Annotated in this window: 12 protein-coding genes; 7 read left to right on the top strand and 5 right to left on the bottom strand. The window is 71.2% G+C overall.

The features are described from left to right. The first annotated feature begins 58 nt into the window (after positions 1-58). The 4 genes from dnaK to HGK68_RS15090 all read left to right on the top strand — a co-directional run bounded on the left by dnaK (position 59) and on the right by HGK68_RS15090 (position 4,112). Positions 59-1,918: a molecular chaperone DnaK gene (gene dnaK / locus HGK68_RS15105; RefSeq protein WP_169166703.1), complete on the top strand. Its 1,860-nt coding sequence runs from the start codon at positions 59-61 to the stop codon at positions 1,916-1,918. Next, positions 1,915-2,517 (top strand): nucleotide exchange factor GrpE, encoded by a 603-nt coding sequence (gene grpE, locus HGK68_RS15100; RefSeq protein ID WP_169166702.1) that lies wholly within the window; start codon positions 1,915-1,917, stop codon positions 2,515-2,517. Before dnaK ends, grpE begins: the two co-directional genes overlap by 4 nt. 91 nt (positions 2,518-2,608) lie before the next feature. Continuing rightward, positions 2,609-3,616: a DnaJ C-terminal domain-containing protein gene (locus HGK68_RS15095; RefSeq protein WP_169166701.1), complete on the top strand. Its 1,008-nt coding sequence runs from the start codon at positions 2,609-2,611 to the stop codon at positions 3,614-3,616. Positions 3,617-3,677: 61 nt separating this feature from the next. Next, the gene (locus tag HGK68_RS15090) at positions 3,678-4,112 is read left to right on the top strand and encodes a heat shock protein transcriptional repressor HspR (protein WP_169166700.1); all 435 of its coding nucleotides are present in this window, start codon (positions 3,678-3,680) and stop codon (positions 4,110-4,112) included. A gap of 31 nt (positions 4,113-4,143) precedes the next feature. On the opposite strand, the gene HGK68_RS15085 is transcribed toward HGK68_RS15090, so the two are convergent. The 5 genes from HGK68_RS15085 to HGK68_RS15065 all read right to left on the bottom strand — a co-directional run bounded on the left by HGK68_RS15085 (position 4,144) and on the right by HGK68_RS15065 (position 9,519). Next, positions 4,144-4,953, bottom strand: a complete 810-nt coding sequence (locus HGK68_RS15085; RefSeq protein WP_169166699.1) for an ABC transporter ATP-binding protein — start codon at positions 4,951-4,953, stop codon at positions 4,144-4,146. Positions 4,954-5,038: 85 nt separating this feature from the next. Further along, on the bottom strand, positions 5,039-5,875 hold the full coding sequence (locus tag HGK68_RS15080) for an ABC transporter permease (RefSeq protein WP_169166698.1): 837 nt from the start codon (positions 5,873-5,875) through the stop codon (positions 5,039-5,041). A gap of 68 nt (positions 5,876-5,943) precedes the next feature. Continuing rightward, positions 5,944-6,921 carry an ABC transporter substrate-binding protein gene (locus HGK68_RS15075; RefSeq protein ID WP_206155765.1) on the bottom strand — a complete coding sequence of 326 codons (978 nt, stop codon included), beginning with the start codon at positions 6,919-6,921 and terminating at the stop codon, positions 5,944-5,946. A 115-nt stretch (positions 6,922-7,036) separates the two neighbouring features. After that, on the bottom strand, positions 7,037-8,803 hold the full coding sequence (atzF, locus tag HGK68_RS15070) for an allophanate hydrolase (protein ID WP_169166696.1): 1,767 nt from the start codon (positions 8,801-8,803) through the stop codon (positions 7,037-7,039). Then, positions 8,800-9,519, bottom strand: coding sequence for a GntR family transcriptional regulator (locus HGK68_RS15065; RefSeq protein ID WP_169166695.1), 720 nt, complete (start codon positions 9,517-9,519; stop codon positions 8,800-8,802). Before HGK68_RS15065 ends, atzF begins: the two co-directional genes overlap by 4 nt. 278 nt (positions 9,520-9,797) lie before the next feature. Here HGK68_RS15065 and HGK68_RS15060 point away from each other — a divergent pair, with 278 nt between their 5' ends. The 3 genes from HGK68_RS15060 to HGK68_RS15050 all read left to right on the top strand — a co-directional run bounded on the left by HGK68_RS15060 (position 9,798) and on the right by HGK68_RS15050 (position 12,919). Beyond that, entirely contained in the window at positions 9,798-10,094 is a 297-nt protein-coding gene (locus HGK68_RS15060) for a lactococcin 972 family bacteriocin (RefSeq protein WP_169166694.1), read from the top strand. Positions 10,095-10,160: 66 nt separating this feature from the next. After that, positions 10,161-12,218, top strand: coding sequence for a bacteriocin-associated integral membrane family protein (locus tag HGK68_RS15055; RefSeq protein ID WP_169166693.1), 2,058 nt, complete (start codon positions 10,161-10,163; stop codon positions 12,216-12,218). Beyond that, entirely contained in the window at positions 12,215-12,919 is a 705-nt protein-coding gene (locus tag HGK68_RS15050) for an ATP-binding cassette domain-containing protein (protein WP_206155764.1), read from the top strand. Before HGK68_RS15055 ends, HGK68_RS15050 begins: the two co-directional genes overlap by 4 nt. Positions 12,920-13,151 lie beyond the last annotated feature (232 nt).

Below are 13,151 nucleotides of genomic sequence, written 5' to 3'. Positions count from 1 at the left end.
CCACGTCGCCGATTCAGACGCGCAGACCTGGACAACAGGACGAAGGAAGGCATCAGACATGGCACGTGCAGTCGGCATCGACCTCGGTACCACCAACTCCGTGGTCGCGGTCCTCGAGGGTGGCGAGCCCACGGTCATCGCCAACGCCGAGGGCTCCCGCACCACTCCCTCGGTCGTGGCGTTCTCCAAGACCGGCGAGGTGCTGGTCGGCGAGGTCGCCAAGCGTCAGGCGGTGACCAACGTCGACCGGACCATCACCTCGGTCAAGCGGCACATGGGCACCGACTGGACCACCGAGGAGATCGACGGCAAGAAGTACACCCCGCAGGAGATCAGCGCGCGGGTGCTGGGCAAGCTCAAGCGCGACGCCGAGGAGTACCTGGGCGAGCCGGTCACCGACGCGGTGATCACGGTTCCGGCGTACTTCAACGACGCCGAGCGTCAGGCCACCAAGGACGCCGGTCAGATCGCCGGCCTCAACGTGCTGCGGATCGTGAACGAGCCGACCGCCGCCGCGCTGGCCTACGGCCTGGAGAAGGGCAAGGAGGACGAGCTCATCCTGGTCTTCGACCTGGGTGGTGGCACCTTCGACGTCTCCCTGCTCGAGGTGGGCAAGGACGACGACTTCTCCACGATCGAGGTGCGTGCGACCTCCGGTGACAACCGCCTCGGCGGCGACGACTGGGACAACCGGATCGTCGAGTGGCTGGTGTCGCAGGTGAAGAACTCCAGCGGTGTCGACCTGTCCAAGGACAAGATCGCGCTGCAGCGGCTCCGCGAGGCGGCCGAGCAGGCGAAGAAGGAGCTGTCGTCCGCGACCAGCACCAACATCAGCCTGCAGTACCTGTCGATGAGCGAGAACGGTCCGATCCACCTGGACGAGAAGCTCACCCGGGCGCAGTTCCAGGAGATGACCAAGGACCTGATCGAGCGCACCAAGGCGCCGTTCAACGCCGTGATCCGCGACGCCGGCATCAAGCTGGCCGACATCGACCACGTCGTGCTGGTCGGTGGCTCCACCCGGATGCCCGCCGTGACCGAGGTCGTGCGTGAGCTGACCGGTGGCCGCGAGCCGAACAAGGGTGTGAACCCGGACGAGGTCGTGGCCGTGGGTGCCGCGCTGCAGGCCGGTGTCATCAAGGGTGACCGCAAGGACGTCCTGCTGATCGACGTCACCCCGCTGTCCCTGGGCATCGAGACCAAGGGCGGGGTGATGACCAAGCTGATCGAGCGGAACACCGCCATCCCGACCAAGCGCAGCGAGATCTTCTCCACCGCGGAGGACAACCAGCCGTCCGTGCTGATCCAGGTGTTCCAGGGTGAGCGCGAGTTCGCCCGGGACAACAAGCCGCTGGGCACCTTCGAGCTGACCGGCATCGCCCCGGCGCCGCGCGGCATGCCGCAGATCGAGGTCACCTTCGACATCGACGCCAACGGCATCGTGCACGTCTCCGCCAAGGACCGCGGCACCGGCAAGGAGCAGTCGATGACCATCTCCGGCGGCTCCGGTCTGCCGAAGGACGAGATCGACCGCATGGTCAAGGAGGCCGAGGCGCACGCCTCCGAGGACAAGAAGCGTCGTGAGGAGGCGGAGACCCGCAACTCCGCCGAGCAGCTGGTCTACTCCACGGAGAAGCTGCTCACCGACAACGACGACAAGCTCGGCGACGACGTCAAGACCGAGGTCCGCTCCGCGCTCGACGACCTGAAGAAGGCCCTGGAGGGCGAGGACCTGGCCGAGGTCACCGCCAAGCAGTCGGCCCTGGTCACCGCCAGCCAGAAGATCGGCGAGGCGCTGTACGCCCAGAACCAGAGCGACGCCGCCCAGCAGCCCGCCGGTGACGAGGCTCCGGCCTCCGCCGCCGACGACGACGTGGTGGACGCCGAGATCGTCGACGACGAGGGTGAGAAGAAGTGACCGAGGAGCACCCGGAGGAGACCTCGCGTTTCACCGACAAGCGCCGCATCGACCCGGAGACGGGCGAGCTGCGCGAGCCGACTCCCGAGGAGCAGGTGCTGGCCGAGGCCGAGGCAGCCGTCAACGGTGGTGCCGAGCCGACCGCGGACGCGCTGGCCGAGGCCGAGAAGCTGGCGGCCGAGCGACTGGACGAGCTCCAGCGCCGGAACGCCGACTACTACAACCTCGAGCAGCAGTACTCCGCGTACGTGAAGCGGTCCAAGACCGACAACGCCGCCGCCCGTGACGGTGGGGTGGCGTCGGTCGCAGAGGCGCTGATCAGCGTGCTGGACGACATCGAGCTCGCCCGGCAGCACGGCGACCTCACCGGTCCGTTCGCGTCGATCGCGGAGAAGCTGGAGGCCACGCTGGGCAGGTTCGGCATCGAGCGTTACGGCGCCGCGGGGGAGAGCTTCGACCCCACGGTGCACGAGGCGCTGATGCACGGACACTCGGCCGAGGTCACCGAGCCGACCGTGCAGCAGGTGCTGCAGCCCGGCTACCGGATGGGCGAGCGGATCATCCGCGCCGCCCGGGTGGCCGTGGTCGACCCGGAGTGACCGGGACCGACACCGTGATCCGGCCGTCGGGGTCCACCGCGCACGCGGTGACCCCGGCGTCCGGGTCCCAGACTCCACGGGAGGAGGCGCCATGAGTGGACAGGACTGGTTGGAGAAGGACTTCTACGCCGTGCTCGGCGTCTCCAAGGACGCTGACGCCGCGACCATCAAGAAGGCGTACCGCAAGCTCGCCCGCACCATGCACCCGGACCACAACCCGGGGGACGCATCGGCCGAGGCGAAGTTCAAGGAGGTCGGCGAGGCCTACGCGGTGCTCTCCGACCCGGAGCAGCGGCAGCAGTACGACCAGCTGCGCGCCATGACCGGAGGCGCCCGCTTCCAGGCGGGCGGCGCGGGCGGGTCGGCCGGCGGGGCCGGGTTCGAGGACCTGTTCGGCGGCATGTTCGGCGGCGGCGCCGGTGCCCCGGGAGGCTCGCGGGTGCGGTTCGGCACCGGCGGTGCTGGGGGCCAGAGCGCCGGCGGCTTCGAGGACATCCTCGGGGGACTGTTCGGCGGCGGGGGTGGCGGCTTCGGCGGCCAGACCCGGGGTCGACGCGGCACCGACCTGTCGGCGGTGACCACCCTGCCGTTCCGCCAGGCGGTCGAGGGTTCCACCGTGACGCTCGGGGTGGAGGGTCGCACCGTCAAGGCGCGGATCCCCGCCGGGGTGCGCGACGGGCAGAAGATCCGGCTGCGCGGCAAGGGCCGCCCGGGCGAGGGCGGTGGCCCCGCCGGTGACCTGGAGGTCACGGTCAAGGTCACGCCGCACCCGGTGTTCACGCTGGACGGCCAGAACCTGCGGGTGACGCTGCCGGTCACCTTCGACGAGGCGGCACTCGGCGCGCAGGTGCAGGTGCCGACCCTGGACGGTGGCACCGTCACGATGAAGATCCCGGCCGGGACCCCGTCGGGTCGCACGCTGCGGATCAAGGGCAAGGGGATCACGACCTCCAGCGGTGTCGGCGACCTGCTGGTCACGACCCAGGTCGTCGTCCCGCAGCGGTTGGACGGCGCCGCCAAGGACGCGGTCGAGGCGTTCCGGGCCGCGACCGCGGGCCAGGACCCCCGCGCCGAACTGATCGCGCAGGCAGGCAAGTGACACCGGCCGCGGGGCATCCAGTCGGTGCCCCGCGGCCCACGCTGTGAAGGAGGGGAAGCGGATGCCGGCGGAGAACGCCCAGGTGTACGTGATCTCGGTGGCAGCCGAACTCGCGGGCATGCACCCGCAGACCCTGCGTCAGTACGACCGGCTCGGCCTGGTCTCGCCCGCCCGCACCCGGGGCCGTGGTCGCCGGTACTCGCTGCGCGACATCGCGACCTTGCGCGAGGTGCAGCGGCTCTCCCAGGAGGAGGGCATCAACCTGGCCGGGATCAAGCGGATCCTCGACCTCGAGCACGAGGTCGAGCGGCTGTCGGCACAGGTCGACTACCTGCGCGGACTGGCCGAGCCCGGTCGTCGGGTGTTCACCGCGCACCCGTCCGGCGACGTGGTGGCGATCGGTCGCAGCCGTCGCCGCCGGGCCATGGCCGACCGGGCCCCCGCCTCGGACCGGGACGACCGGGCGATCGTGCTCTGGCGACCGATCGGGCGCTGAGAAGAGGCTGCACCCGGAGGCGACCCGGCGCTCAGGCCGGGACGACCTCCTCGTGCACCAGGGCCGAGATCCGCCGCTTGAGCGCGTTGAACTCGACCGCGGTGACGTCGCGGTCCGGCCCGAGGTCGATCCGGATCTGCTCCCGGATGTGTCCGGGCACCCCGTGTGCGGCGCCGCCGGCCATCACCACCACCCGGTCGGCCAGGAACACTGCTTCCTCGATCGAGTGCGTGATGAACACGACCGTCGTCCCGGTCTCGCGGTGGATCCGGGACAGTTCGCCCTGCAGGGACGACCGGGTGAGGGCGTCCAGCGCACCGAAGGGCTCGTCCATCAGCAGCAGCGACGGGTCGTTGGCCAACACCCGGGCGATCGCCACCCGCTGCTGCATCCCGCCGGAGAGCTCGCTCGGGAAGCGGTCGGCGAACCGGGTCAGGCCGACGGCGTCCAGGAAGCGGTCGGTGCGCTCGCGGACCACCGAGCCCTGCAACCGGGCCTGCCGGGGGCCGTAGGCGATGTTCTCCCGGACGGTGAGCCAGGGGAACAGGCCGTAGTCCTGGAACACCACGCCGCGCTCCGGGTCGGGTCCGGTGACCGGCATCCCGGCGACCTCGACGGTGCCGGCGGTGGCCTCCTCGAAGCCGGCCAGGATGCGCAGCAGGGTGCTCTTGCCGCAGCCGGAGGCGCCGACCACGCAGACGAACTCCCCGGCCGGGATCGTCAGATCGACGTCGGCCATCGCGGCGACCGGGGTGCCGGACCGGCTCGGGTACTGCTTGCCGAGACCGGCGATCCGGACGTCGGCGGGCTGGCGGGGGCGGACGGCGCCGATGTGCGGCATGACCGGCTCCTCTCGGGTGGGGACGGATGGGTGCGGTGCGTGCGGGGTGGCGGTGGCGCAGCCGGGGTCCGGGTGGGACGGCGGCTCAGGTGAGCGTCGGGCGGCGGCGGGTCGCGAGGGTGAGGGCGCCGCTGAGCAGCCGGTCGGCGACGAAGCCGCACAGGCCGATCACGACCATCCCGGCGACGATCAGGTCGGTCTTCGACTGGTCCCGGGCCTGGGTGATCATCGCGCCCAGTCCGGTGCTGATCCCGACCGTCTCGCCGACGACGAGGATCACCCACGCCAGCCCGAGCGCGATCCGCAGGCCGCTGGCGATCGACCGCATCGAGGCGGGCAGCACGACCTTGTAGAGCACCTGCGCCGGGCGGGTGCCGAGCATGGCGGCCGCCTCGATCAGCCGGACCGGCACCTGCCGCACCCCGGCGATGGTGTTCAGCAGCACCGGGAAGAACGCGGCGAGGAACACCAGGAAGATCGCCGATCCGTCGCCGTACCCGATGATCAGCAGGGTCAACGGCGCCCAGGCGGTGACCGGCACCGGCCGGGCCAGGTTGACCGTGGGGTCGAGCATCCGGAACGCGAGCGAGAAGCGGCCCATCACGATGCCGAGCGGCACCGCCAGCAGCACCGCGAGGCCGAAGCCCGCCAGCACCCGCTGGGTGGAGGCCCACAGGTGGGCGAGCAGGGTGCCGCTGAACGCGTCGTCGACGATCCCCCCGACCGCGAGGTCGATCAGGCGGCGTCCGACCTCGAGCGGGGTGGGCAGGAAGCCCATCTTGATCCCGAACGGCAGTTCCCACGCCTGCTGCACCCCGACGGTCCAGAGCACGAGGAGCAGCGCCGGGACCGGCAGGGCGAGCAGCAGGGTGGTGACGCCGGGGCGGCGACGACGGGCGGGGCTGGCGGTGGTGCCGCTCATGGCTCCTCCTCGGAAGGTTCGGGGGGCGGTGGCCCGGGCCGGTCGTGGGCCCGGGCCACCGATCGGGCTCAGGAACCGCTGCCGGCCTGGGTGGCGTCGACGAACGTGCGGTCGATCAGGGTGTCGACGTCCACCTCGCCGTCGATCTGCTTCAGGGCGGTCATCTGCTCGATCAGCGCGCCGACCTGGGCGGTGTAGTCGTCGTCGATCTCCCAGCGCGGCCAGATGTTCTGCACCGCGGTGTCGACCACCGCCTGGTCGATGCCGAACTCCGCGACCACACCGTCCGCCCAGGCCTGGGTGTCGGCGGCCATCTGCTCGGTGGCCCGCACGTGGGTGTCGACCACCTTCTGCACCAGCTCCGGGTCGCTCTCGATCAGGTCACCGGTGGTGTAGAGACCGATGTTCACCCGGCCGACCGGAGTCTCGTAGGGCGAGGCGACCTCGACAGCTCCGGCCTGCAGGGCGGTGGACGGGCCGAGCTCCGCGCTGGCGAAGGCGTCGATCCGCCCGGCCTCCAGGGCGCCGGCCATGTCGGAGAACGGCAGGTTGACCAGCTCGACGTCCTGGTCGGCGTCCAGCCCGGCCTGCTCCAGGGTGAGCCGGAGCAGGATCTCCTGCGAGGACCCCTGCGGGTAGCCGACCGTGGTCCCGGCGAGCGACTCGATGCCGGTCAGACCCTCGCGGCCGATGATCCCGGACCCGCCGTCGGCTGCCGCGGCGACGACCACCACGTCCTGGCCCGCCGCGCTGCCGGAGATCGCCGACGGCACGCCGGCCACCCCGAAGTCGATGTTGCCGCTGACCACGGCGTTCTTGATGTCGGGGGAGGTGTCGAACTGCACCACCTCGAACTCGACGCCCTCCGGCGCGAGGTCCTGGTAGAGGAACGGGTGGTAGAGGTGCGGCTGGCCCTTGAGGGTGCCGACGGTGACCACGGTGGTGCCGTCGGCCTCGGACGAACCGCCGGCGGAGTCGGGGCTGCACGCGCTGAGTGCGACGACCAGGGCGGCCGACGCGATGGCCAGGGGGCGGATGAGGCGCACGGGGGTCTCTTCTCTGTCGGCGTGCGGAGGGTGCACGCGGGGTGGGTCGGGCGGGGTGCAGGGCGGGAAGGGTGTGGTGCGGAGGGCCCGTCGGCGGAAGGGGTCCGCTGGGGGGTCAGGCGGTGGCCCCGGCGCCGGCCGGTTCGGGGACGGCTCCGGCGGCGAGCGCTGCCCGCCAGCCGTGGTGCTCGGTGATGTCGACCGGCCCGGCCGGGGCACCCGGTGCGGGGACCGCCCCCGGTTGGCCGAGGAATCCGATCAGGCTGCGTCCGTCGGCCGCGGTGATCCGTCCCAGGCCCAGCGGCGGCGGGATCGACACCAGCAGCCGGCCCAGGGCGTGCGGGGTGAGCGACCATTCCTCGCCGACCAGCGCCGCACCGGTCCCGGTCGGGACCGCGTGCACCAGGGGCTTGGCGATCGGCGACCCGGGCAGGGCGAGCATCCGGTAGTCCGGCGCGGTGCTGAGTGGTCCCACCCAGCGTGCGCCGAGGGCGACCAGCTCGTGGTGCAGCGGTTCGCCGCGCAGATGCGCACCGAACACCGCCACCGGGATCCCGCCCGGCACCACCGGCTCGGCGAGCGGGGCATCGGGGGTCGGGACGTCGCCGTCGAGCAGTTCCGCCAGGTCGAGTGCGACCTGGTCGTCGAAGGCCCGGGCCAGCACCGTCAGCCCGGCCTCACCGCTGCCGGTCGGCCCCAGCGGCAGCGCGACCCCGCACAGGTCGAAGAGGTTCACGAAGTTGGTGAACACTCCGAGCCGGGCGTTGGTGGTCAGCGGCTCGGCGGCGACCTCCGCCAGGGTCGGGTGCTCCGGCGCGGTGGGCAGCACCAGTGCGTCGCACCCGTCGAGTGAGGCCAGGGCGATCGTGCGCAGCCGGGCCACCTCGTCCCGGTCGCGCAGGTACGCGGTCGCCGTGACCGTCCCCGCCGCGGCCGCGATCCCGGCGACGGTCGGGTCGGCACCCTCGGGGTGCGTCGCCAGGTACTCGCCGTAGGCGGCGTAGCGCTCGGCCACCAGCCCGCCCTCGTAGAGCAGGCGGGCGGCGTCCAGGAACGGGGTCAGGTCGATCTCCCGCAGCCGCGCTCCCCGGGCGACCAGGGTGGCGACGGCGGCGTCGATGCGCTCGCGGATCGCCGGGTGCACCACCGCCAGGTCGGCCGCACGGGGAACCGCCACCACGGGCTGCGGCGGTGCCGCCAACCGGACGTCGGCGGGCCAGCTGCGCGACGAGGGATCGAGGGCGCTGGGCGCGATCATCACCCGCAGCGCCCGCCGGGCCAGGCCGAGATCCGGGGCCAGCACGGTCACGCAGTCGTAGGAGGTGCTGGCCGGGATCACCCCGTCCTTGGGGACCAGGCCGAGGGTGGGCTTGATCCCGACGATCCGGTTGAAGGCGGCCGGCACCCGACCCGATCCCGCCGTGTCGGTGGCCAGCGCGAAGTCGACGATCCCGGCGGACACCGCCGCCGCGGACCCGGAGGACGAACCGCCGGACACCCGCTCGGGGTCCACGGCGCTGGCCACCGCGCCGTAGGGGCTGCGGCTGCCGGTCAGCCCGGTGGCGAACTGGTCCATGTTGGTCTTGCCCAGGACGAGCGCCCCGGCAGCCAGCAACAGTTCCACGACGGTGGCCGACCGCTCGGCGACCTGCTGATGGGCCGGGTGGGCCCCGGTGGTCGGCAGGCCCGCGACATCGATGTTGTCCTTGACCGCCAGCACCGTCCCGGCCAGGGGCAGCGACTCACCGGCTGCCACCCGGGCGTCGACGGCCTCTGCCTCGGCCGCCAGCTCCGCCTGCGGCCGGACCAGGGTCCACACCTCGGGCCGGTCCACCGTCGCCAGGGTCACGTAGGCGCGGGCCACCCGGTCGCGGGCGCTCATCGGGTCACCTGCCCGGCGAGGTTGCGGGTCATCTCCAGTGCGGCCGCCGCACGGTGCATGACGACCTCCCGGGACGCCCCGACGTGCTCGCGCAACGCCTCCAGCGCCTCGGGGAGCCGGTCGCGGACCACGAGCTCGGCGATCTCGATGTGTTCGGTGATGGTGGCGGTCATCCGGTCCTCGGTGAGGTAGTCGTACATCCGCACGGAGCGGATCCGTCGATTGGCCTGGGCCAGCGCGCCGGTGAGCGCGGGATTGCCCGATGCGTCCAGCAAGGTGGTGTGGAACTGCTCGTCGTGGGCCACGAAGCCGGCATCCGGCGCCGGGCGGTGGTCGCGCAGGCCGTACCAGTGGTCCAGCTCCGCCTCCAGACGCGGGCGGTCGTGCCGCACCGTGGGGTCCTCCAATGCCCGGGTGAGGCCGCGCAGTTCGAGGGTGATCCGCAGTTCGTACAGGTCGGTGAGCTCGCGGAAGCTCGGCACATACAGGTAGAGCCCGCCCTCGCGCTTGACCACGATGCCGTCCGACTGCAGTCGGGCCAGCGCCTCCCGGACCGGGGTGCGCGAGACGCCGTGGCGCTCGGCCAACCGCTCCTCGGTGAGGCGCTCGTAGGGCGAGAAGCCGCCGTTCATCAGCTCGTCGCGGATGGTGGCGTAGACCCGGTCGCGCCGGGAAGGTGCACTCTCCGGCACCGCCGGGACGTGGTCTGTACTCATGGATGTATACAGAACCGTGTACGTGTTTCGGCCGGTCGCTGGTCACGTTGCGAGTGCGTGACACGTCATGTCCGCCGTCTGGGGGCGGTCCACGTTGCGCGATCTCACATCGTGATCCGGAGATGGAACTCGGACGAGCCGTTTCGCTAGCGTCCCTGCCCGTCAGAACGGGGCTCAGCCGCCGCATCCCGAGCGATGTGGCCCCTCGCTCGTGGCACCCTCACGCACTCGACCCTCGGTTGCGCGTGTGGAGCGGTGCACGGAGGGGAGAGTCGTCCATGAAGAAGCTGAAGAAGGCCGCTGTGGTCGGTGCCCTCGGCATCGGGCTGGCACTCGGTGGAGTCGGCACCGCCGCGCTGGCCGGAGGAGCCGGGGGCGGCACCTTCACCTGCAGCCAGTCCGGGGTGCCGAACTGGGGCACCGTGCGGTCGCAGTACAACCACAACGGCGTCGGCCACTACGCCACCGCAGTCGGCAAGGGCCGCCAGACGGTGAGCAAGCCCGCTGGTTACCTCGCCGATGCCGCTGTCGGTCGGTCGCTGAACAGCAACGCCTGCTACTGGGGTACGTACTAACCGCACGTTCGCGGGCGAGGGTCGGACGCTCTCGCCCGCGAACGCGCCCGCCCAGGGGAGCGTTGCATGCACAGGACCGCCCGCTTCGCGGTGTGGATGTCGATGGTCGTCACCGTCGTGGCTGCCTTCCAGGTCTTCCTCGCCGTCGACGAGGCCCAGCCGTCCGGTACCCGGAGCGCCTTCGTGGTCGAGCGGGTCGATACGGCGACCAAGGCGGAGGCTCTCGACCTCATCGCCGTCGCAGCCGGGGACATCGGCTGCACGATCGACAAGGTGCAGCCGGATCCGGACGACACGGCGCAGGCCCGCGTGCTCTATGCCTTCGTCGGTGACCCGCAGCAGTTCGCCGACCGGGGCGGTCGTGACTACCCCACCTTCGACGCCGAGGTGCTGACCACCCGGGTGTTGCTCGCCGATGACATCACCACCGAGGATCTGCGTGGCCGATACGTCACGGATCTGTCCGCAGGAGACATCGACGACCTGCTCGAGCGCTTGACCGCTGGCGGACTGGTCGTGCGTGACGACACCACACCGGCTCTCGGCCTGCTGCTCTACGGAGTGGCGCAGGGCAATCTCGCGGGCGCGATGGTCATGACGGTGCTGGCGCTCGCGGTGGCGATCCTGTCCACGATGGCGCAGGAGCGGAAGGTTCCCGTGCTGCTCGCACTGCACGGATTCGGAAGGGCCAGGATCTTTCTGCGCACGGTGACCGCGGTGACGCGGACCTTCGGCGTCGGCGGTGTGGTGCTGCTGATCGTCGGCGCGCCGGTGCTCGGCATCGTCAATCGGTTCGCGCAGGCAGTGAGGTTCGGCAGGGTGGTCGCTCTTGCCCTCGTCACGCTGTACCTGATCGTCATCGCGCTCGTGGCGGTCAGTGCGCTGGTGCTCGGCCGGGCCGACCCGCGCGCGGTGATCCAGGGCGATCGGGCGTCGTGGCGGGTCGCCGGTGTGGCCGCGGTGGTCCAGGTGGTGGCGCTCGCGATCCTCATCGCGACCACGGCGGCCGGGATGACCAGGATCTCCCGCGTGGCGGACAACCTCGCCGTCGCCGAGGCCTGGGCAGCAGAGGGGCCGCTGTACGCCCTGCGACTCTCGGTCACCGGGACGCACGAGGACGACATGGCCACCGCACCGGCTCTGGCGACGGTCATCGCCGACCTGGAAGCACGCGGCCAGGTCGTCCTGGTCAGACACCAGGACGCCGAGGACGCCGGGTACACCGACGGGGGATCGACGGCGGACTACGGGCCGGAGGAGTCGGCATCGGTGATCGTCAACGACGAGTACCTGCGGCGGCAGTCCGTTCGGGACGAGCAGGGGTCGCGCATCGTCGTGGAATCCCCGTCGGCCAATGCCTTCACCGTGATCGTTCCGGCGTCGTACCCGGGTGACGCCGACGACCTCGCAGCCAGGTACACGGACTACTTCGAGGAGATGTGCACGCTCGGTCGACCGACAGGGACGGTCGGCTGTGACCCGGTGGGCAGGGTGGTGCGGAGTGCATCCCCGCAGTCCGACTTCCTCTACAACGGGACCGAGTACCTCCCCGTCGATCAGCAGGACCGGTCATTCCTCCGCGATCCGGTGCTGGTGGTCGTCTCCGCCGAGTCCGGGTTGATCGCGCCCTTCGAGTACCTGTCCGCCGTCTCGATGGACGACGTCCTGTTCACCGACCCCGACGACCTTCGCGCGGCACTCGATGCCGCCGGGATCGCCGAGGCATTCCAGGGCATCGACAACGCCGCCGACGCGGTGGCCACGTCGGAGATGATCGCCCGTCGCCAGCTCAGGATGGATGCGGTGAGTCTCGGTATCGGCGGCGCGGTCCTGCTGATCTCCAGCGTCGTGATGGCGACGGTCTATTGCGATCGTCAGACCCGGGCGATGTTCGTCCAGCTCCTCCACGGCGCACGATTCCCGGAGCGACACCGGAACTACCTCGGCGCGGTGATCGGGTTGTCCGTGCTCGGCGTGGGCATCGCCCTGGTCGGCGGCGGTATCGCGTTCCGAGCGCGCGATGGCCTGCTCGCTCTGGGGCTGATCGCGATCCAGGTCGCCGTGGCGGCCGTGGTGATCGCGGTGACCGAGAACCGATTCCGCGCCGACTACATCAAGCGATGACCGGCGGCGGACGACGAGAGGGAACGCGGATGGACGTCGAGCTTGTCGTCTCGGAGCTGACCAAGTCGTACGGCACCAGGGTGCTGTGGTCTGGGCTGTCCTTCCGGGCGGGTGCGGGAACGATGACGTCGGTGACCGGGCCATCCGGTTCGGGCAAGACGACTCTTCTGAACTGCCTCGGCCTGTTGGAGCCGTGGGACCGGGGCACGATCTCGATCGGGACGAGGACGTTCGGAGCGGGGACGAGACCGGCCCGTGCCCGGCTCTTCTTCCGGGACACGGTGGGATTCCTGTTCCAGAACTACGGGCTGGTCGAGACCTGGTCGGTGCGGGACAACCTCGCGGTGCCGCTGCGTGCGCAGGCGGTCCGTCGGGGCGACCGCGCGTCGCGGATGGCGCATGCGCTGGAGCGGGTCGGGCTCACCGGTGCCGAGAAGGAGCGGGTCTACACCCTCTCGGGAGGCGAGCAGCAGCGGGTGGCCTTGGCGCGACTGATCCTCAAAGCACCCAGGCTGGTCGTGGCGGATGAGCCGACCTCGGCGCTCGACCAGGACAATGCGGACCTCGTGCTGGAGGTCCTGGCGGAACAGGCCCAGGACGGCGCGATCGTGCTGATCGCGACGCACAGCGATCGGGTCGCCGGTCGATGCGCGGCGTCCGTCGCGCTCGGCGCGCACCCGACTGCCACTCGACCGGCTTGACCGGGTCGACGTTCCGGTACGCCCCGACGACACGCCGACCCGGGCTCGACACGCCGACCGACTTCTGAGGCGCAGGCCACGTCCGCGCGTGTGCACGGGTTGTCCCCAGACCGCCCTCACCCTGTGGATGAACCGCCGCCTGCCTGGTGTTTCAGAGGGAGTGGCTGTCAGTGGTCGGGGATAGCCTGTGGATGACATGGGGACGAGGCGAACGACACGCGTGTAACACCAC

The sequence above is a fragment of the Cellulomonas taurus genome, from assembly GCF_012931845.1.
Taxonomy (GTDB): Bacteria; Actinomycetota; Actinomycetes; order Actinomycetales; family Cellulomonadaceae; genus Cellulomonas; species Cellulomonas taurus.
Note: the sequence above shows the minus strand (reverse complement) of the source record. Positions and strands in the feature narration are given on the sequence as shown.

Excerpts from the sequence above, each read along its gene's own strand:
- HGK68_RS15055 (WP_169166693.1), top strand. The coding sequence starts at position 10,161 with ATGCACAGGACCGCCCGCTTCGCGGTGTGGATGTCGATGGTCGTCACC.
- HGK68_RS15065 (WP_169166695.1), bottom strand. The coding sequence starts at position 9,519 with ATGAGTACAGACCACGTCCCGGCGGTGCCGGAGAGTGCACCTTCCCGG.
- HGK68_RS15050 (WP_206155764.1), top strand. The coding sequence starts at position 12,215 with ATGACCGGCGGCGGACGACGAGAGGGAACGCGGATGGACGTCGAGCTT.
- HGK68_RS15085 (WP_169166699.1), bottom strand. The coding sequence starts at position 4,953 with ATGCCGCACATCGGCGCCGTCCGCCCCCGCCAGCCCGCCGACGTCCGG.
- HGK68_RS15090 (WP_169166700.1), top strand. The coding sequence starts at position 3,678 with ATGCCGGCGGAGAACGCCCAGGTGTACGTGATCTCGGTGGCAGCCGAA.
- dnaK (WP_169166703.1), top strand. The coding sequence starts at position 59 with ATGGCACGTGCAGTCGGCATCGACCTCGGTACCACCAACTCCGTGGTC.
- HGK68_RS15080 (WP_169166698.1), bottom strand. The coding sequence starts at position 5,875 with ATGAGCGGCACCACCGCCAGCCCCGCCCGTCGTCGCCGCCCCGGCGTC.
- HGK68_RS15095 (WP_169166701.1), top strand. The coding sequence starts at position 2,609 with ATGAGTGGACAGGACTGGTTGGAGAAGGACTTCTACGCCGTGCTCGGC.
- HGK68_RS15060 (WP_169166694.1), top strand. The coding sequence starts at position 9,798 with ATGAAGAAGCTGAAGAAGGCCGCTGTGGTCGGTGCCCTCGGCATCGGG.
- atzF (WP_169166696.1), bottom strand. The coding sequence starts at position 8,803 with ATGAGCGCCCGCGACCGGGTGGCCCGCGCCTACGTGACCCTGGCGACG.